13 protein-coding genes are annotated in these 19164 nt (G+C 64.2%); 11 read left to right on the top strand and 2 right to left on the bottom strand.

Going from position 1 to position 19164, the window contains the following annotated elements:
- Positions 1–14 precede the first annotated feature (14 nt).
- The 8 genes from GTP77_RS17705 (at position 15) to GTP77_RS17670 (ending at position 6107) form a co-directional block, all read left to right on the top strand.
- The gene (locus tag GTP77_RS17705; protein WP_161073465.1) at positions 15–644 is read left to right on the top strand and encodes a septation protein A; all 630 of its coding nucleotides are present in this window, start codon (positions 15–17) and stop codon (positions 642–644) included.
- Positions 641–913: a BolA family protein gene (locus GTP77_RS17700; protein WP_161073464.1), complete on the top strand. Its 273-nt coding sequence runs from the start codon at positions 641–643 to the stop codon at positions 911–913. Before GTP77_RS17705 ends, GTP77_RS17700 begins: the two co-directional genes overlap by 4 nt.
- Positions 914–1007: 94 nt before the next feature.
- The gene (locus tag GTP77_RS17695) at positions 1008–1787 is read left to right on the top strand and encodes a peptidylprolyl isomerase (RefSeq protein ID WP_161073463.1); all 780 of its coding nucleotides are present in this window, start codon (positions 1008–1010) and stop codon (positions 1785–1787) included.
- A 90-nt stretch (positions 1788–1877) separates the two neighbouring features.
- Positions 1878–2654, top strand: coding sequence for a peptidylprolyl isomerase (locus GTP77_RS17690; protein WP_161073462.1), 777 nt, complete (start codon positions 1878–1880; stop codon positions 2652–2654).
- A gap of 128 nt (positions 2655–2782) precedes the next feature.
- A complete protein-coding gene (locus GTP77_RS31060; RefSeq protein WP_308807751.1) occupies positions 2783–4291 on the top strand; it encodes a methyl-accepting chemotaxis protein in 1509 nt (502 codons plus the stop codon).
- A gap of 73 nt (positions 4292–4364) precedes the next feature.
- Positions 4365–5054 (top strand): DNA alkylation repair protein, encoded by a 690-nt coding sequence (locus tag GTP77_RS17680; RefSeq protein WP_229202247.1) that lies wholly within the window; start codon positions 4365–4367, stop codon positions 5052–5054.
- Positions 5055–5133: 79 nt separating this feature from the next.
- Positions 5134–5913 carry a class II aldolase/adducin family protein gene (locus GTP77_RS17675; RefSeq protein WP_161073460.1) on the top strand — a complete coding sequence of 260 codons (780 nt, stop codon included), beginning with the start codon at positions 5134–5136 and terminating at the stop codon, positions 5911–5913.
- Positions 5914–5921: 8 nt separating this feature from the next.
- Complete coding sequence (locus GTP77_RS17670) at positions 5922–6107, top strand: 4-oxalocrotonate tautomerase (protein ID WP_161073459.1); 186 nt, start codon at positions 5922–5924, stop codon at positions 6105–6107.
- A 101-nt stretch (positions 6108–6208) separates the two neighbouring features.
- On the opposite strand, the gene purL is transcribed toward GTP77_RS17670, so the two are convergent.
- Positions 6209–10255, bottom strand: a complete 4047-nt coding sequence (gene purL, locus GTP77_RS17665; protein WP_161073458.1) for a phosphoribosylformylglycinamidine synthase — start codon at positions 10253–10255, stop codon at positions 6209–6211.
- A 282-nt stretch (positions 10256–10537) separates the two neighbouring features.
- Between purL and GTP77_RS17660 the strand changes: the two genes are divergently transcribed.
- Positions 10538–12220, top strand: coding sequence for a response regulator (locus GTP77_RS17660; protein ID WP_161073457.1), 1683 nt, complete (start codon positions 10538–10540; stop codon positions 12218–12220).
- Positions 12220–13857: a response regulator gene (locus GTP77_RS17655; protein WP_161073456.1), complete on the top strand. Its 1638-nt coding sequence runs from the start codon at positions 12220–12222 to the stop codon at positions 13855–13857. The genes GTP77_RS17660 and GTP77_RS17655 overlap by 1 nt, the downstream gene beginning before the upstream one ends.
- Positions 13858–13880: 23 nt before the next feature.
- Here the strand turns inward: GTP77_RS17655 and GTP77_RS17650 are convergent, their stop codons facing one another.
- Complete coding sequence (locus tag GTP77_RS17650) at positions 13881–17492, bottom strand: hydantoinase B/oxoprolinase family protein (RefSeq protein WP_161073455.1); 3612 nt, start codon at positions 17490–17492, stop codon at positions 13881–13883.
- 141 nt (positions 17493–17633) lie between these two features.
- Between GTP77_RS17650 and GTP77_RS17645 the strand changes: the two genes are divergently transcribed.
- Entirely contained in the window at positions 17634–19163 is a 1530-nt protein-coding gene (locus tag GTP77_RS17645) for an NAD(P)H-hydrate dehydratase (RefSeq protein WP_161073501.1), read from the top strand.
- Position 19164: the final 1 nt, after the last annotated feature.

Genomic DNA, 19164 nt, shown 5'->3' with positions numbered 1-19164 from the left:
CCAACGGCCTCACCATGAAAATCCTGTTCGACTTCCTTCCGCTGCTGGTCTTTTTCGCCTGCTACAAACTGGGCGGCATGCACCCGGAAGCGGCGCAAGCCTTCGTCAACACGTATATGAGCGGCATGCTGTCGGGCGGGTCCGTCACGCCCGACCAGGCCCCCATGGTGATCGCCACGCTGGCCGGCATCCTGGCCAATGCCGGCCAGATCGTCTACCTGAAGCTGCGCGGCCTCAAGGTCGACTTCATGCTGTGGCTGTCGCTGTTCCTGTTTGTGGTGTTCGGCGGCCTGACCATCTACTTCCACGACGAGATCTTTATCAAGTGGAAGCCGACCATGATCTATTGGTGCTTCGCAGTCGGCCTGCTGGCGGCGCGCTACTGGTTCAAGAACAACCTGATCCGCAAAGCCATGGGCTCGCAGCTGACCTTGCCGGACGAGGTGTGGGAAAAGCTCAACCTGTCGTGGACCGCTTTCTTTGCCGCGCTGGGCTTTATCAACCTGTTCGTAGCCTTCGTGCTGTTCAAGTCCGACACCGCCTCCTGGGTCAGCTTCAAAGCCTTCGGCACCACCGGTTTGACATTCGTCTTCATTATCGGCCAGACTATTTACCTCGCTAAATATATGAAGGACGAAGCATGACCGACCCGCGCATTGCCAAGATAGAAGAGCGCCTGCGCGCCGCCCTGCAGCCATCGCAATTGCTGCTGGAAGACGAGTCCGCGCTGCACGCCGGCCACGCCGGCGCAGCCTCCGGCGGCAGCCATTACCAGCTGCGTATCGTTTCCGATAAATTCGAAGGCCTTAAACTCGTCACAAGACATCGACTCGTGTATGATTCCGTGCACGATATGATGCGTGGGGAAATACACGCATTGGCCATTACCGCACTGGCACCGTCTGAAGTATGATAAGCGCGGAGATTTGGAAACAATGAGAGACAACGCGATCACACAAAATCCGCCTCTCCGCAATTAAGAACTTTACCCCTTAGGATTTGAAATAATGAATTTGAAGCCAGCCCGTCTGCTGATCGCACTTATCGCTGCTGTTGCGGCCCCCGCTTTTGCCCAGAACCTGGCCGTTGTGAACGGCAAGGCCATCCCGTCGTCGCGCGTGGATGCCGTGGTCAAGCAAGTTGTTGCTCAAGGCCAGCAACCGGATTCCCCACAGCTGCGTGAAGCCATCAAGAAAGAAATGATCGGCCGCGAAGTGCTGATGCAGGAAGCGGAAAAGCAAGGCTACGCCAAGAACGCCGACGTCAAAGCCGCGCTGGACAACGCGCGCCAGGCCATCTTCATCAACGCCCTGGTTGGCGAATACGTGAAGAAGAACCCGGTCAACGACGCCGACATCAAGGCTGAGTACGACAAATTCGTCGCTCAAACCGGCAACAAGGAATACCACGTGCGCCACATCCTGGTGGAAACCGCCGCTGAGGCAGACGCGGTCATCGCCAAGATCAAGGGCGGCGCCAAGTTCGAAGAACTGGCCAAGACCTCGAAAGACACCGGCTCGGCAGCCAACGGCGGCGACCTGGACTGGGCTACCCCATCGTCCTTCCCTAAAGTGTTCTCGGACGCTTTCGTGAACCTGCAAAAAGGCCAGGTTACCGAAAAGGCAGTTCAAACCCCGAACGGCTTCCACATCATCAAAGTTGACGATGTGCGCGAAGCCAAGCTGCCTACCCTGGAAGAAGTGAAGCCGCAAATTTCGGACGCACTGACCCAGAAGAAGCTGCAGGCTTACCAGGAAGAACTGGTCAAGAAAGCCAAAGTACAGTAATCAATCAGCAGTAAGGAACGGCGCCCTCGTGGCGCCGCTATTATTTGGGCCATGCGCACTGCGCTCCCGTGTTTTTTATAGGATGTGATAATGATTTTGAAGCCAGCCCGCCTGTTGTTAGCCCTGATCGCTGTAGCCGCCGCACCGGCATTCGCGCAAAACGCCGCGACCGTGAACGGCAAAGCCATTCCAGCCTCGAAAGTGGAAGCCATCGTCAAGCAAGTGGTTGCTCAAGGCAAACAAGCTGATTCCCCGCAACTGCGCGAAGCCATCAAGAAAGACCTGATCGGCCGCGAAGTGCTGATCCAGGAAGCCGACAAACAAGGCGTAGGCACCCGTGCCGAAGTCAAAGCGGCCCTGGAAAACACCCGTCAAAGCATCATCATCAACGCCATGCTGGCGGACTACGTGAAGAAAAATCCGGTGTCGGACGCTGAAATCAAGGCCGAGTACGACAAGTACAAGGCGCAGGTCGGCGACAAGGAATACCACGCCCGCCACATCCTGGTTGAGACCGAACAGCAAGCCAAGGACATCATCGCCAAGCTGAAAGCCGGCGGCAAGTTCGAAGAACTGGCCAAGGTCTCGAAAGACGGCTCCGCCAACAACGGCGGCGACCTGGACTGGGCAGCCCCATCGTCCTACGTCAAGCCTTTCTCCGACGCCATGGTGGCCCTGAAGGACGGCCAGATCACCGAAACCCCGGTGAAATCGCAGTTCGGCTACCACGTGATCAAGCTGGAAGGCTCGCGCGCTGCCAAGCTGCCGTCGCTGGATGAAGTCAAAGGCCAGGTTGCCGAAGCGCTGACCCAGAAGAAGGTTGCCGCCTACCGCGAAGACCTGATCAAAAAAGCTAAAATCCAGTAATCCCCCGCTCAGGGAGTTGAACCAAAATGGCACTTGCACCAAAGTGCCATTTTTTATTTGTGAAACCCGGTCTACTATTGACGTACAGAAATAGTTAATCGGGAGAATTCATGAATTTAAGATCAAAAATGACGTTGTGCATGGGGCTGGTGTGCCTGTTCTTTGTCTGCGCACTGGGCGTCGCCCTGCAAGGGATGCAGTCCGCCAAGAACCGCTTCCAGGGCTTCCTGGAGCAGGACCAGGCCCTGCTGATGACGGCCACCAATATGTACGCCCAAGGCCTGCAAATGGGCCAGGCGCTGCGCAACGTGGTGCTCGACCCGGCCAACAAGACCGGCTACAAAAACCTCGAGGACGCCGGTTCGGCCTTCAAGGAGCACAGCACCACGGCGCTGGAGCTGTCGCGCGACACGCCCGCCACCCTGCAAATCTTTCAGAAAGTCGCTGAGCTGCGCGACAAGCAAGCCGGCCTGCAAGCCAAGGTCGCCACGCTGGCCAAGGTAGACCAGCCCGCCGCCATCGTCGCCCTGAACAAGGAAGAGACGCCGGTATGGCGCGAAATGCGCACCCAGCTGCTCGATTTCATCAAGCAAAAGAACGCCGAGGTCAAAGAGACCAAGGCGGCCGTGGTCGAATCCACCCACCGCATGCTGCTCATCAGCATCTCGCTCGGCGCACTGGCCGTGGCGATAGGCGTCGGCATCGCCATCTGGATGGCGCGCGACGTCATGCGCCAGCTGGGCGGCGAACCCGCTTATGCCGCGCAAATCGCCCACCGGATAGCCGAGGGCGATTTCTCCGCCAGGATAATCACCGCGCACGGCGATAATGGCAGCCTGCTGTATGAGATTAAGAAAATCCAGGACCATCTGGCCGCCATGGTGCAACAAATCCGCACCGGCACCGATACCATCGCCCTCGCCTCGCAGGAAATTGCATCCGGCAATCTGGATTTATCCAACCGCACCGAAGAACAGGCCGGCTCCCTGGGCCGCACCGCTTCCTCGATGAATCAAATTACTTCGACGGTAAAACAAAATGCCGATAATGCGCGCCAGGCAAATGGTCTCGCCGCGTCCGCATCGGAAGTCGCCGTAAAAGGCGGCGACGTGGTCAATGAAGTCGTTAAAACCATGAGCTCCATTAACGACTCCTCGCGCAAGATTGTCGATATTATCGGCGTTATCGACGGCATCGCATTCCAGACCAATATTCTCGCCTTGAATGCCGCCGTGGAAGCAGCGCGTGCAGGCGAACAAGGGCGCGGCTTTGCCGTGGTGGCGTCTGAAGTCCGCAATCTGGCCCAGCGTTCCGCTGCGGCGGCCCGAGAAATTAAAGGACTGATTGACGACTCGGTTCAAAAAGTGGACGAAGGCAGCCGCCTGGTGGATCAAGCCGGCCTCACCATGCAGGAAATTGTGAATAGCGTAAAGCGGGTAACGGATATTATGGCCGAGATCAGCCACGCAAGCCAGGAGCAGACCGCCGGCATTGAGCAGGTTAATATCGCCATCGGCCAAATGGACCAGGTGACCCAACAGAATGCTGCGCTGGTCGAGGAAGCTGCTGCGGCGGCGGCATCCATGCAGGACGAATCGGCCAATCTCGCGCAAGTGGTAGCCCGCTTTAAACTGTAATCTCCCAATGGTAATTCGGGCGCTCCGCGGAGCGCCTTTTTTTTCGCCTGAAGACTGCCAGTTTTGAGCATGAATGCGCCATATTCTGGCATACTTCGGCAATATGAAGACCAACCTCCTCCAGCAACTGCAGGGCGAACTGCAAGCGCTAGCCGATCCGGAACGCGCAAGCGGGATGCGGGCCTATATGCGCGATCAGTTTGATTATCTTGGCATTCCCACGCCAGCGCGCCGTGCAGCAATAAGGCCGCTTCTTAAACCTTTAAAAGGCAGCGGCTCCGCCCAGTTGATCGGCTTGGCAAATGAATTATGGGAACGGCCCGAGCGCGAATACCAATACGCCGCGCTGGATCTATTGAATATGCATAGCAAAGAGCTGGGCTTTGCGGATATTCCCGCCCTGCTTTCGCTCGTGCAGCGAAAATCGTGGTGGGACTCCGTGGATGCACTGGCCACGATAATAGGCGACGTATTGCAAGGACAGCACGACTATATGGATGAAGCGCTAGCGCACGATAATTTCTGGATGCGCCGGATAGCGTTATTGCATCAACTAGGTTGGCGCGGAAAAACAGACCACGTCCGGCTTTATTCCTATTGCATCGCCCTGGCACACGAAAAGGAATTCTTTATACAGAAAGCCATTGGATGGGCCTTGAGGGATTATGCGCGGCACGCGCCGGACGACGTCCGCCAATTCACCCAGCAGAATAAAAGCGTCCTGTCCGCCCTCAGCTACCGCGAAGCCAATAAACACCTGTAGGTAAGTATATGCCCACGCGCATGGCAGCCATCGCTACGGCTGCACAAACGCCGACCGGACAGTATGCTAATCTGTTCGAATGGACAAGCTATCTACCTCAGCCAGGTGCGCAATTGCGCCAGCCGGCATCACCAGCCCCGCCGAATGGCAAACCCGAATTGACCTCGCCGCCTGCTACCAGCTATGCGCCCAATTCGGCTGGGACGACGGAATATATACCCACATCTCCGCCGCCGTTCCCGGCGAACCCGGCCGGTATTTAATCAACCCGTTCGGATTCCGTTTCGACGAAATCCGCGCCTCGAATCTGGTCAAAGTCGACTGCGACGGCAATATCGTCTGCCGCTCCCAGCACGCCATCAACAAAGCCGGCTTCGCCCTGCACGGCGCCGTACACACGGCCCGGCCGGACGCGGCCTGCGTCATGCATCTGCACAACCCCAACGCCATCGCGGTCGGCATGCAAGGCCCCGGCCTGCTGCCGCTGTCGCCCTACGCCCTGCGCTTCCACGGCGAAATGGCCTACCACGACTACGAAGGCCTGGACATGACGGCGGCCGAGCAAGCCCGCCTTACCGCCAGCCTCGCCCAGCACCCCGCCATGCTGCTGCGCAACCACGGCAGCCTCACGGTCGGCCGCACGATAGCCGAAGCCTTCGTGCTGATGCAGACGCTGGACCAGGCCTGCAAGCTGCAGTTGCTGGCCCAATCCGCCTGCATGCCGCTGCGCCAGCCCAGCGAAGCGGTCTGCATCAAGGCGCACCGCGAGCTGGTTGGCGACGGCGCGCCCGAAGGCCGCCTCGAATGGCCCGCTTTGCTGCGCCAGCTCGACGCCACCAATCCCACCTACCGCACCTGAGGAGTTTTATGCCCACCATCAACGTCCAACTCTTCGAAGGGCGCACGCCGGAACAGAAGCGCGCCTTCGTCAAAGCCATCACCGAAGCCACCTGCGCCACGCTGGACGCCACGCCCGAATCGGTGGACATCATCCTCCACGAGATCAAGAAAGAGCACTGGGCCACCGCCGGCCGCCTCTGGTCGGAGGAATAGAAAAAGGGGTCAGGGTTAATTAATTTGGAAATATTTCCAAATTAATTAACCCTGACCCCTTTTGAGGTTGGGAACAAGCCGGGCGGAGCCGGCTTTTGGTTTTAGCCGATGAACTTGCGGGCGTTGCGGAACATGCGCATCCATGGGGAGTCTTCGCCCCACGATTCAGGGTGCCACGATTGCTGCACGCTGCGGAATACGCGCTCGGCGTGCGGCATCATTACCGTGAAGCGGCCGTCGGCTGTCGTTACCGAGGTCAGGCCTTGCGGCGAGCCGTTCGGGTTGTACGGGTAGGCTTCGGTGGCGGCGCCCTTGTTGTCGATGAAACGCAGCGCGGCTATGGCTTCGCCGATGTCGCCGGTCTGCGAGAAGTCGGCGTAGCCTTCGCCGTGGGCGATGGCGATGGCGGTTTGCGTGCCAGCCATGCCCTGGAAGAAGATCGACGGCGAGTCCAGCACTTCCACCATCGAGAAGCGTGCTTCGAACTTCTCGGATTTGTTGGTGGTGAACTTCGGCCATGCATGCGCGCCTGGAATGATGGATTTCAGGTTGCTCATCATCTGGCAGCCGTTGCACACGCCCAGGCCGAAGGTGTCGCCACGGCCGAAGAAGCGCGCGAACTGCTCCGCCATTGCCGGGTTGAACAGGATGGACTTGGCCCAGCCTTCGCCCGCGCCCAGCACGTCGCCGTAGGAGAAGCCGCCCACGGCGATCACGCCCTGGAAGTCGTCCAGCTTGACGCGGCCGGCGATCAGGTCGCTCATGTGCACGTCCACCGCGGCAAAGCCGGCCTGGTGCATGACCCATGCGGTCTCGATATGCGAATTGACGCCCTGCTCGCGCAGGATGGCCACGCGCGGACGCACGCCGGTCGCCAGGAACGGCGCGGCGACGTTCTCGGACGGATCGAAGGTCAGCTTCGGCGTAATGCCTGGGTCCGTCAGGTCCAGCAGGCGGTCGTATTCGGCGTCCGCCGTGGCTGGGTTTTCGCGCATGCGTGAGATGCGCCAGCTGGTGTCGCTCCACAGGCGGTGCAGTTCGAAGCGCGGCTGGTTGTAGATCAGCTTGGCGTCGCGGGTGAATTCGATCACGCCACGGTCGTTCGGCTTGCCGATGATGTGGCTGCAGGCGCCCAGGTTGAACGAGCGCAGCACGTCCATGACCAGCGATTTCTCGTCGGCGCGCACTTGCACCACCGCGCCCAGTTCCTCGTTGAACAGCGCCTTGAGGGTCTGCTCGTTGCGGCGTTCGGCGATCTGGCCGGCCCAGTTCTTGGCGTCGCCCTGGTCGGCGCCGTGGCCTGCGTCCAGCGTCAGGATGTCGAGGTTGATCGACAGGCCGGCGCGGCCGGCGAAGGCCATTTCGGCCAGCGTGCCGAACAGGCCGCCGTCGGAACGGTCGTGGTAGGCCAGCAGCTTGCCGTCCTGGTTCAGTTGCTGGATGGCGGTGAAGAAGGCTTTCAGGTCTTCGGCGCTGTCGACGTCCGGCGCTTCATTGCCCAGCTGGCCCATCACCTGCGCCAGCGCGGAGGCGCCCATGCGGTTCTTGCCGCGGCCCAGGTCGATCAGGATCATGACGGTGTCGCCCGCGTCCGTGCGGATCTGCGGGGTCAGCGACTTGCGCACGTCGTACACCGGCGCGAAGCCGGACACGATCAGCGATACCGGCGACATCACGGCCTTGCTTTCGCCTTCGTCCTTCCAGGTGGTGCGCATGGACAGCGAGTCCTTGCCCACCGGGATGGAGATGCCCAGCGCCGGGCACAGTTCCATGCCCACGGCCTGCACGGTGTCGTACAGGGCGGCGTCCTGGCCCGGCTGGCCGCAGGCAGCCATCCAGTTGGCGGACAGTTTGATGTCTTCGATGGAGAGGATAGGCGCGGCGGCCAGGTTGGTGACGGTCTCGCCCACGGCCATGCGGCCCGAGGCCGGCGCGTTGATCACGGCCAGCGGCGTGCGCTCGCCCATGGCCATCGCTTCGCCCAGGTAGCCTTCGTAGCTCATGGCGGTCACGGCGCAGTCCGCAACCGGCACCTGCCACGGGCCAACCATCTGGTCGCGCACGGACATGCCGCCCACGGTGCGGTCGCCGATGGTGATCAGGAAGGATTTGTCGCCCACGGTAGGCAGCAGCAGCACGCGCTTGGCGGCTTCTTCCAGGCTGATGCCGGTCAGGTCGATGGCCGGGTAGTCGTTCTGCACATGGTGCACGTCGCGCTGCATCTTGGGCGGCTTGCCCAGCAGCACGTCCATCGGCATATCGACCGGGCTGTTGCCCATGTCGTTGTCGATCAGTTTGAGTTGGCGTTCTTCGGTGGCGGTGCCCACCACGGCGAACGGGCAGCGCTCGCGGTCGCACATGGCCTTGAAGGCAGGCAGGTCGTTCGGCGCGATGGCCAGCACGTAGCGTTCCTGCGATTCGTTGGACCAGATCTCTTTCGGCGCCATGCCGGACTCTTCCAGCGGAATCTTGCGCAGGTCAAACAGCGCGCCGCGCTTGGCGTCGTTGGTGATCTCGGGGAAAGCGTTCGACAGGCCGCCCGCGCCCACGTCGTGGATGGAGATAATCGGGTTGTTCGCGCCCAGCTGCCAGCAGCCGTTGATGACTTCCTGCGCGCGGCGTTCCATTTCCGGGTTGCCGCGCTGGACCGAGTCGAAGTCCAGGTCGGCGGTGTTGGTGCCGGTGGCCATCGAGGAAGCGGCCGAGCCGCCCATGCCGATGCGCATGCCGGGACCGCCCAGCTGGATCAGCAGGCTGCCGACAGGAATGTCGTTCTTGTGCGTATGCTGGCCCGAGATGTTGCCGATACCGCCGGCGATCATGATGGGCTTGTGGTAGCCGTACACGGTGTCCGCCACGCCCGCCACTTGCGCGCCCACGTTCTGCTCGTAGGTGCGGAAGTAGCCGCCCAGCACAGGACGGCCGAATTCGTTCGAGAACGCGGCGCCGCCCAGCGGGCCGTCGATCATGATCTGCAGCGGCGAGGCGATGCGGTCCGGCTTGCCGTAGGCTTCGGCGTTGCCGCGCTGCGCATACGGCGCGGTGACCGAGGCGGCGTTTTCCCAGGCCTGCACGGCGCCGGGGATCATCAGGTTGGACACGGTGAAGCCGCACAGGCCGGCCTTAGGCTTGGCGCCGCGGCCGGTCGCGCCCTCGTCGCGGATTTCGCCGCCCGCGCCGGTGGAGGCGCCAGGGAACGGCGAGATCGCGGTCGGGTGGTTGTGGGTCTCCACCTTCATCAGCGTGTGGGTCAGCTCGGTGGTGGCCGCGTATTCCTGGCCGGCGCCTTGCGGGAAGAAGCGCGAAACCACGGCGCCTTCCATGATGGACGAGTTGTCGCTGTAAGCCACGATGGTGCCTTTAGGCTGCTTCTCGTGGGTGTTCTTGATCATCTTGAACAGCGACTTGTCCTTCGCCTCGCCGTCGATGGTCCAGTCGGCGTTGAAGATCTTGTGGCGGCAGTGTTCGCTGTTGGCCTGCGCGAACATCATCAGTTCCACGTCGGTCGGGTTGCGCTTGGCCTTGGTGAAAGCTTCGTGCAGATAGTCCACTTCATCTTCCGACATGGCCAGGCCGAGGTCGGTATTGGCCTTGTCCAGCGCCTGCTTGCCCGCGCCCAGCACGTCCACCGATTCCAGCGGCTTGGCGTCCAGCGTGCGGAACAGGCCGGCAGCCTCGTCCGCGTGGCGCAGCACCGAATCCGTCATGCGGTCGTGCAACAGCGCGGCGACGGCCTCGGCCTGCTCGGCCGACATCTTGCCCGCGCCTATGCTGCTGCCCAGGAAACCGGCTTTCAGGTGGATGCGGTAGGCCACGCCGCGCTCGACGCGCTTGATGTGGGCCATGCCGCAGTTGTGCACGATATCGGTGGCTTTCGATGCCCATGGCGAAATGGTGCCGAAACGCGGTATCACGACAAATTCTTCGACCGCGCCGCCGTCGGCCAGGTCGGCCTGGGCGGGTTCGCCGTAGGTCAGCAGCCCTTGCAGGCGGCTGGTGTCGTCGCTCGAAAGCGGCGCGGCAGCGTCGATGAAGTGCAGGTGGCGCGCTTGCACGGCCGTAATGGCGGGCAGCACGGCTTGCAGTTGAGTGAGAAGGCGTTGGCTACGGAATGCAGACAGGGCGTTAGAACCCGGCAAAATCAACATGGTTGGGAGGTGGTTGAGCAGCGTGGCTGCGGATTAAAGAAGAAATCTGTGCGGCTAAAATCCTTTGCCCGGCATTATACCCTGTTAGCCCCTGCCCGGGCAGGGTCTGCTAGACAGCTTTGTCCATCGCAGAACGAGGGGATCGTGCCCTTGATGCAACATTTGGGGCGCTTTTGTACGTAAACGCGGGCCTCCAATGGGGAAAAGTGCTGCGATGCACGTAAAATTGCCTATCCTTGGAGTATGCTGGACAAAAAGCCTGCCCGGCCTGAGAGAAAGAAGATGCCAGACTATAGCAACCTGTCGGTACTGATCGTCGACCCCAACCAGGGCATGCGCGCCAGCGTGCACAATATGCTGACCCAGGTGAACATCACCAAGGTGGAACACGCCGTGAGCGCGGGCACCGCGATCCGGGCCTTGAACAAGAAAAATTTCGACGTCATCCTGTGCGAGTACGACCTGGGCAGCGCCGGCGGCAACGAGGCGGGCCAGGACGGCCAGCAGTTGCTGGAGGACTTGCGCCTGCACCGCATCATCAGCCAGTGGGCCATCTTCATCATGCTCACGTCCGAAGGCGTGTACAGCAAGGTGGTCAGCGCCGCCGAACTGCTGCCGACCGACTACATCCTGAAACCGTTCACCGTGGACGTGCTGTCGCAGCGCATCGGCCGCGCGCTGGAGCGCCGCGCCACTTTCCTGCCGGTGTACCAGATGATAGGCCAGGGCAAGGCGCGCGAGGCCATCGCCGCCTGCCTGAGTAACGAGACCTCGCAGCCGCGCTACGCCACCGACTACGCCCGCCTGCGCGCCGAGCTGCTGGTCAACCTGGACCGCCTGCCCGAAGCCGAGCAAGCCTACACCGCCATCGTCGCCAGCAAGCCGCTGGGCTGGGCGCAGCTGGGCCGCGCGCGCTGCGCCTTCGCGCTGAAACGCTATCCGGACGCGCAAGCGCAGCTGGAAGCCCTGGTGGCGGAAAACCCCAAGCTGATGGCAGCCTACGACCTGCTGGCCCAGGTGCTGCGCGCCCAGCGCAAGGACGAGGAAGCCAAAAAAGTACTGGAAGACGCCATCGCCATCTCGCCCCACATGGTCACGCGTTTGCGCAACCTGGGCGACGTGGCCTACGCCACCGGCGACATCGAGGGGGCCGAAAAGGCCTTCAAGCAGGTGGTGGCCAAGGCCAAATATTCCGAATTCCGCGACCCGGCCGACCATGTGAACCTGGTTCGCACCCTGGTCAAGAAAGGCGACGCCGCCGGCGCCGCCGGCGTGATACGCGACATGGAACGCTCGCTGCGCAGCGGGCCGGACGTGGAAGTCTGCCGCGCTTACTCCTCGGCCATGCTGCAAGAACTGAACGGCAAGCCGGAAGCGGCGGCCGCCGAGCTGGCCAAGGCCATGGCCCTGCTGTCGGAAGCGACCGGCATGTCCAGCAACATCAAACTGGGACTGGCGCACAGCTGCCTGGTCAACCGCATGGACGAACAGGCGGCCGTGCTGTTCGGCGAGCTGACCAAGGACCCCGACAGCGGCGTGAGCGAAGCCGACGTGGTGGCCCTGTGCAGCCAGGCCGGCCGCGAAGACATCGCGCGCAGCTATGACCAGCAGCTCGACTCCGAAGTGGACGCCATGGTGCGCCAGGCCGCCGAAAAAAGCCGCAACGCCGACCTGGCCGGCGCGGTGGAAGTGCTGCAACTGGCGCTGCGCAAGCGCCCGGACCACAAAGGCCTGTGGACCGTGGCCGCCACCGCCATGCTGCGCCAGATCATGGACCTCGGCTGGGACGCCACCGTGGCCGTGCAATGCACCGCCCTGCTGCGCCGCATCCGCGACGACAATCCGGCCCATCCCCTGCTGCCGGGCCTGATCGCCCAGTACACGGCCGTGCGCCAGAAATATGCGCCCCCCGCCGCCACCCCAACCGCGCCCGCCCCCGCGCAGGCCGCCGCCGAGACGCGCTGATGCAGGACTATGCCGAACTGACCGTCCTGCTGGTGGACCCCAATCCCGGCATGCGCGCCAGCCTGCGCAATATGCTGAACCAGTCCGGCATCACCCGCATCGACGACGCGGTCAGCTCCGGCACGGCCATCCGCCAGCTGGGCAAGAAAAATTTCGACCTGGTGCTGTGCGAATACGACCTGGGCAGCGGCAGCGGCGACAACGGCCAGGACGGCCAGCAGCTGCTGGAAGACTTGCGCCTGCACAAGCTGATCGGCCCCTGGACCATCTTCATCATGCTCACCTCGGAAGGCGTGTACGGCAAGGTCGTCAGCGCCGCAGAGCTGCTGCCGGCCGACTACATCCTGAAACCGTTCACGGTGGAAGTGCTGATGCAGCGCATCGCCAAGGCCGTGGGGCGGCGCACCGCCTTCCTGCCGATCTACGAGCACATCGGTCAGGGCAATGTGCGCGAAGCCATCGCCGCCTCCACCACGGCCGAGGCCAACCACCCGCGCCACGCCACCGACTTCGCCCGCGTGCGCGCCGAGCTGCACTTTGGCGCCGGCCAGCTGGCCGAGGCCGAGCTGGCCTACCACACCATTTTGGCCGGACGTCCCATCGGCTGGGCGCACCTGGGCCTGGCGCGCTGCCAGTTCGCCGCCCAGCGCTACGACGACGCCCTGGCCACGCTGGACAAGCTGCTGGCGCAAAATCCCAAATACATGGCCGCCTACGACCTGCTGGCGCGCACCCACGAAGCGCTGGGCCAGGCCGTGCAAGCCAAGAAAGTGCTGGAAGACGCCGTCGCCATTTCACCGCACATGGTGAGCCGCCTGCGCCACCTGGGCACGGTGGCGTATGAGACGGGCGATATCGGCATGGCCGAAAAAGCCTTCAAGCAGGTGGTGGCCAAGGCCAAATACTCCGAGTTCCGCGACCCGGAAGACCACGTCAACCTGGTCAAGACGCTGGTGAAAAAAGGCGACGCCAACCAGGCCAGCGGCGTGATCCGCGACCTGGAACGCTCGCTGCGCGGCAACACCAACACCGAAGCCTGCCGCGCCATCTCGGCCGCCCTGCTGCTCGACCTGAGCGGCAACGACACCGCCGCCGCCAACGAACTTAGCAACGCCGTGGCCGCCGTGGGCCTGGCCAAGGGCCTGTCCAACGGCCTCAAGCTCGGCCTCGTGCAAAGCTGCCTCAAGCACAAGCTGGACAAGGACGCCGCCCATGTCGTCATCGACATGATGGGCGACACCGAAAGCGGCCTGTCGATGGAGCAGGCGGTGGGCGTATTCGAACACGCCGGCCGGCACGACATCGCCCGCAGCATAGGCGAGCAGATCACGCACCAGGTGGAAGAACTGCTGGAAAGCGCCGCCAGCCACCTCGACCAGGGCGACCACCGCGCGGCCGTCACCACGCTGGGCATGGCGCTGCGCAAGAACCCCAGCAACCTGCCGGTGCTGTACGCCACCATCAGCGCCATGCTGCGCCAGCTGGACGAACTGGGCTGGGAAGCGCCGCTGGCCGAACAGGCCGGCCTTCTGCTCGAACGGCTGCGGCGCATCGACAGCGGCAACCCCGAATTCGACACCCTGCTCCAGCAGCACAGCGCCACCCAGCGCAAATACGGCATCTCCACCACGGCATAGCGCCGGCACACCAAGCAAGGAATTTAGCTGCCGTAGCCGCCGCCGCCGGGGGTTTCGATGATGAAGACGTCGCCCGGCGCCATGTCGGTCTTGCCGATGTGGCCGAGCTGCTCCACGCTGCCGTCCGCGCGCTGGACCAGGTTGCGCCCGACTTCTCCCGGCTGCCCGCCCGCCATGCCGAACGGCGCGTGCAGACGGTTGTTGGACAGGATGGCGGCCGTCATCGCCTCGAGGAAGCGCACCTTGCGCACGCCGCCGTTGCCGCCGCGCCAGCGGCCCGCGCCGCCGGAGCCGGGGCGGATCTCGTAGCTGTCCAGCCGCACGGGGAAGCGGAACTCGAGTATCTCGGGGTCGGTCAAGCGGGAGTTGGTCATATTGGTCTGCACCGCGGACGTGCCGTCGAAGCCCTCGCCTGCTCCCGAGCCGCCGCTGATGGTCTCGTAGTACTGGTAGCGGGCGTTCCCGAAGGTGAAGTTGTTCATCGTGCCCTGCGACGCGGCCAGCACGCCCAGCGCGCCGTACAGGGCGTTGGTGATGCAGGTGGAGGTCTCGACGTTGCCCGATACGACCGACGCCGGGTAGTGCGGATTGAGCATGGAGCCCGGCGGGATCAGCACCCGCAGCGGCTTGAGGCAGCCCGCGTTGAGCGGGATCTCGTCGTCCACCAGCGTGCGGAAGACGTACAGCACCGCCGCCATGCACACGGCGGACGGCGCGTTGAAGTTGTTGTCCAGCTGCGCGGAAGTGCCGGTAAAGTCGATTTCGGCGCTGCGCCCCGCCTGGTCGACGCGCACCGCCACCTGGATTTGCGCGCCGTTGTCCAGCTTGAGCGTGTAGCTGCCGTCGCTCAGTGCGCCGATCACGCGCCGCACCGCTTCCTCGGCGTTGTCCTGCACGTGGCCCATGTAGGCGCGCACCACGTCGAGCCCGAAGTGCGCCACCATCTTGCGCAGCTCGTCCACGCCTTTCTGGTTGGCGGCCACCTGCGCGCGCAGGTCGGCCATGTTCTGGTCGGGATTGCGCGCCGGGTAGGTGGCCGACGCCAGCAGCGCGCGCGTTTCGGCGTCGCGCAGCTGGCCTCCGGCGGCGCCGTCGACCAGCTTGAAGTTGTTGATCAATACGCCCTCTTCCTCAATGCTGCGCGAATCCGGCGGCATGGAGCCGGGCGTGGTGCCGCCTATGTCCGCATGGTGGCCGCGCGAGCCGACGTAGAACAGGATCTCGCTTCCCGCTTCGTCGAACACGGGCGAGATCACCGTCACATCCGGCAGGTGGGTGCCGCCGTTGTAGGGATCGTTGAGCATATAGACGTCGCCCGCGTGCATCTTGCCCGCGTTCTCGCGCATCACGGTCTTGATGCTCTCGCCCATGGAACCCAGGTGCACCGGCATGTGCGGCGCGTTGGCGATCAGGTTGCCGTCGGCGTCGAAGATGGCGCAGCTGAAGTCCAGGCGCTCCTTGATGTTGACCGAGTAGGCGGTGTTCTGCAGCCGCAGCCCCATTTGCTCGGCGATGGACATGAACAGGTTGTTGAAGATCTCCAGCATCACCGGGTCCGCCGTGGTGCCGATGGCGCGGCGTTCGGGCAGCGCTTCAACGCGGGTCAGCACGAGATGGTCCTGCGGCGTGACGGCCGCCTCCCAGCCCGGCTCCACCACCGTCGTGGCATTCGCTTCGGCGATGATGGCGGGGCCGTGGATAATGTCGCCAATGCGGGTGTCCTCGCGCTTGTAGAGCGGCGTGTCGCGCCAGGCGCCGGCGGCGAACATGGGGACGGTGGCCGATGGCGCCAGCGTGGCGGCAGCGCGCAGCGCTTGCTGCGGCGCCGCTTCGGCCGGCGCGTCGGATGCGCCTATGGCTTCCACCGACACCGCTTCAACGATCAGCGGCTTGTGCTGCATCAGGAAGGAGAAGCGCTTTTTATAGGCCGCTTCGAACTGCGCCTTCATGCTGTCCACGCTGTCGTGCAGCACGATGAGCGCGGAGTCCGTGCCTTCGTAGCGCAGGTGCACGCGGCGTACCAGCGAGATCCGTCCGGCCGCAACGCCCTGCCGCAGCAGCTCGCCGCGCGCCTCCTCGCCCAGCGCATCCAGCCGCGCCAGCAGGTCTGCTTCGCCGCCGTCGGCCAGCCTGGTTTCGACAGCGGCCTCGCGCATCGCGGTCTGGTCGGCCAGGCCCATGCCGTAGGCAGACAGCACGCCGGCCAGGGAATGGATGAATACTGTTTTCATGCCCAGCGCGTCGGCCACCAGGCAGGCGTGCTGGCCGCCCGCGCCGCCGAAGCTGGTGAGCGTGTATTCGGTCACGTCGTGCCCGCGCTGCACCGAAATCTGCTTGATGGCGTTGGCCATATTGCCGACGGCGATTTCGATAAAGCCCGCCGCCACCTGCTCAGGCGACACCTGCGCCGCACCTGCGCCCGCCGCGTCGTTGATCTCGCCGGCCAGCGCGGCGAAGCGCTCGCGCACGGCGGCGGCGTCCAGCGCCTGCTTGCCGTCCGCTCCGAACAGTTTGGGGAAGTGCTCCGGCTGTATCTTGCCCAGCATGACGTTGCAGTCCGTGACCGCGAGCGGGCCGCCGCGCCGGTAGCTGGCCGGGCCGGGATTGGCGCCCGCGCTGTCCGGCCCCACGCGGAAGCGGCTGCCGTCGAAGTGCAGGATGGAGCCGCCGCCCGCCGCCACCGTGTGGATGCTCATCATCGGCGCGCGCATGCGCACGCCCGCAACCTGGGTTTCGAACACGCGCTCAAAGTCGCCCGAGTAGTGCGAAACGTCGGTCGACGTGCCGCCCATGTCGAAGCCGATAATCCGCTCGAAGCCCGCCAGCCTGCTGGCACGCACCATGCCGACGATGCCGCCCGCCGGGCCGCTCAGTATGCTGTCCTTGCCCTGGAAGGCGCGCGCGTCGGTCAGGCCGCCGTTGGACTGCATGAACTGCAGATTCACGCCCGGCAGCTCGCTCGCCACCTGGTCCACATAGCGCCGCAATATCGGCGACAAGTACGCATCCACCACCGTGGTGTCGCCGCGCGCGACCAGCTTCATCATCGGGCTGACCTGGTGCGATACAGAGACCTGCGTAAAGCCTATCTCCCGCGCGATGGCGGCGACCGCGGCCTCGTGCGCGCTGTAGCGGTAGCCGTGCATGAAAACGATGGCCAGCGAACGCAAGCCCTTGTCGTAAGCCGCTTGCAGTCGGGCGCGCGCGCCGTCCACGTCCAGCGCCTGGACCACGTCTCCGTGCGCGCCCATGCGCTCGCCGATTTCCACCACATGGCTGTACAGCAGTTCCGGCAGCACGATATGGCGGTCAAACAGGCGCGGACGGTTCTGGTAGGCGATGCGCAGCGCGTCGCGGAAGCCGCGCGTAATGGCCAGCGCGGTGGGCTCGCCCTTGCGCTCCAGGAGCGCGTTGGTGGCCACCGTGGTGCCCATCTTCACGGCTTCAATGCTGGTGGCGGGCAATGGCTCGCCTGCAGCCACGCCCAGCAGATGGCGTATGCCTGCAATGGCCGCGTCGCGGTACTGTTCGGGATTCTCGGACAGCAGCTTGTGGGTGCGCAGCCGGCCGTCGGGCATGCGCGCCACGATGTCGGTAAATGTGCCGCCGCGATCTATCCAGAACTGCCAGTCCATATACCACCTCCAGCTATGCGAGAAGCGCTTATTGTAGTGCGCGCGCCGCCGCTTTGGGGGACGATAGGCCCAGACCGGGCCACGGTCCGGAAAATTAACATCAATGCTAGAATGACATCACCCCCACTGCTATGGCTGGCCATGAATCCACTCTACACCGTCGCCGAGATCCGCCTGATAGAACACACCGCCGCGCAACGCCTTCCGCCGGGGGCGCTGATGCAGCGCGCCGGGCAGGCCGGGGCCAATGCGGCGCTGGATCTGCTGCCATTCTCCACCAGCCGCGCACGCGTGCTGGTCCTGGCCGGGCCGGGTAACAACGGCGGCGACGCGCTCGAGGCGGCGGCCCACCTGGCCTATGCCGGTGCCCAGGTCACCATCCTGCATATCGACAGCGGCGCGCCCTCCTCGGCCGAGCGCGGGCACGCGCTGCAAAGGGCGCGCAGCAGCGCGGCGGTCTTTGCGGAACTGAACCTGGAGGCCATCGCCGGCATTGAATGGAACCTGGTGGTGGACGGCCTGTTCGGCATCGGCCTGAAACGCCCACTGGAAGGCCAGCTGCGCGAACTGGTGGAAGCGGTGAACGCCATGCCCTGCTCGCGGCTGGCGCTGGACGTGCCGAGCGGCCTGGATGCGGACACCGGCGCCATCGTCGGAGTCGATGGCGTCGCGGTGCACGCCACGCACACGGTCACCTTCATTGGCGACAAGCCCGGCCTGCACACCTGCGATGGCCGCGACCATGCGGGCCTGGTGCAGATTGCGCGGCTCGATATCGAGTCCGCCGCATTTCAGCCCTCGCGCCAGCATCTCAACGATGTGAAATTTTTCGCGCGCCATCTACGCGGGCGGCGGCACAACACGCACAAAGGCAGCTACGGCAGCGTGGCGGTGCTGGGCGGCGCCAGCGGCATGGCCGGTGCGCCGATACTGGCCGCGCGCGCAGCGCTGCTGACCGGCGCGGGGCGGGTCTATGCCTGCTTTGCGGATCAGGCGCCCGCATACGACAGCGCTTATCCGGAGCTGATGTGCCGCCAGGCTGCCGGTTTCGACTTCGACGCGGCCACCGTGGTGGCAGGCCCCGGCCTGGGCGCGGAGCGCCGCGCGCACGAGCTGCTGGCGCAGGCCATCGGCAGCGCCAGCCCGCTGGTGCTGGATGCCGATGCGCTCAACCTGCTGGCTGCGGACCCGCCGCTGCAGGCGGCGCTGGCCGAGCGCGCAAGCGCTGCCGCTGCGGCGGGCCGCACCGTGCTGACCCCGCATCCGCTGGAGGCGGCGCGCATGCTGGGCATCTCCGTGTCCGAGGTGCAGGCCGACCGGCCTGCGGCCGCGCGCACGCTGGCTGCGCGCACGCGGGCGGTGGTGGTACTGAAAGGCTCAGGCACCGTGCTGGCCGAGCCGCAAGGCCATGTGGTCATCAACACCACTGGCAATCCCTCGCTGGCCACGGCGGGCACCGGCGACGTGCTGGCGGGCCTGTGCGGCAGCCTGCTGGCGCAGGGCTGGCCCGCGTGGGAAGCCGCGCTGGCTGCAGTCTGGCTGCACGGCATGGCGGCGGACGTGATGGTAACCGAGGGCATGGGGCCGATCGGCCTGACTGCGGGCGAGCTGATACCGGCCATCCGCACCGCGCTGAACCGCATGGTGCAGCACCACGGGCGCGGAATCTAGA

The organism is Pseudoduganella aquatica (genome assembly GCF_009857595.1).
In the GTDB taxonomy this organism is placed as follows: domain Bacteria; phylum Pseudomonadota; class Gammaproteobacteria; order Burkholderiales; family Burkholderiaceae_D; genus Rugamonas; species Rugamonas aquatica_A.
Note: the sequence above shows the minus strand (reverse complement) of the source record. Positions and strands in the feature narration are given on the sequence as shown.

Excerpts from the sequence above, each read along its gene's own strand:
- GTP77_RS17705 (WP_161073465.1), top strand. The coding sequence starts at position 15 with ATGAAAATCCTGTTCGACTTCCTTCCGCTGCTGGTCTTTTTCGCCTGC.
- GTP77_RS17700 (WP_161073464.1), top strand. The coding sequence starts at position 641 with ATGACCGACCCGCGCATTGCCAAGATAGAAGAGCGCCTGCGCGCCGCC.
- GTP77_RS17695 (WP_161073463.1), top strand. The coding sequence starts at position 1,008 with ATGAATTTGAAGCCAGCCCGTCTGCTGATCGCACTTATCGCTGCTGTT.
- GTP77_RS17690 (WP_161073462.1), top strand. The coding sequence starts at position 1,878 with ATGATTTTGAAGCCAGCCCGCCTGTTGTTAGCCCTGATCGCTGTAGCC.
- GTP77_RS31060 (WP_308807751.1), top strand. The coding sequence starts at position 2,783 with ATGACGTTGTGCATGGGGCTGGTGTGCCTGTTCTTTGTCTGCGCACTG.
- GTP77_RS17680 (WP_229202247.1), top strand. The coding sequence starts at position 4,365 with ATGCGCCATATTCTGGCATACTTCGGCAATATGAAGACCAACCTCCTC.
- GTP77_RS17675 (WP_161073460.1), top strand. The coding sequence starts at position 5,134 with ATGGACAAGCTATCTACCTCAGCCAGGTGCGCAATTGCGCCAGCCGGC.
- GTP77_RS17670 (WP_161073459.1), top strand. The coding sequence starts at position 5,922 with ATGCCCACCATCAACGTCCAACTCTTCGAAGGGCGCACGCCGGAACAG.
- purL (WP_161073458.1), bottom strand. The coding sequence starts at position 10,255 with ATGTTGATTTTGCCGGGTTCTAACGCCCTGTCTGCATTCCGTAGCCAA.
- GTP77_RS17660 (WP_161073457.1), top strand. The coding sequence starts at position 10,538 with ATGCCAGACTATAGCAACCTGTCGGTACTGATCGTCGACCCCAACCAG.
- GTP77_RS17655 (WP_161073456.1), top strand. The coding sequence starts at position 12,220 with ATGCAGGACTATGCCGAACTGACCGTCCTGCTGGTGGACCCCAATCCC.
- GTP77_RS17650 (WP_161073455.1), bottom strand. The coding sequence starts at position 17,492 with ATGGACTGGCAGTTCTGGATAGATCGCGGCGGCACATTTACCGACATC.
- GTP77_RS17645 (WP_161073501.1), top strand. The coding sequence starts at position 17,634 with ATGAATCCACTCTACACCGTCGCCGAGATCCGCCTGATAGAACACACC.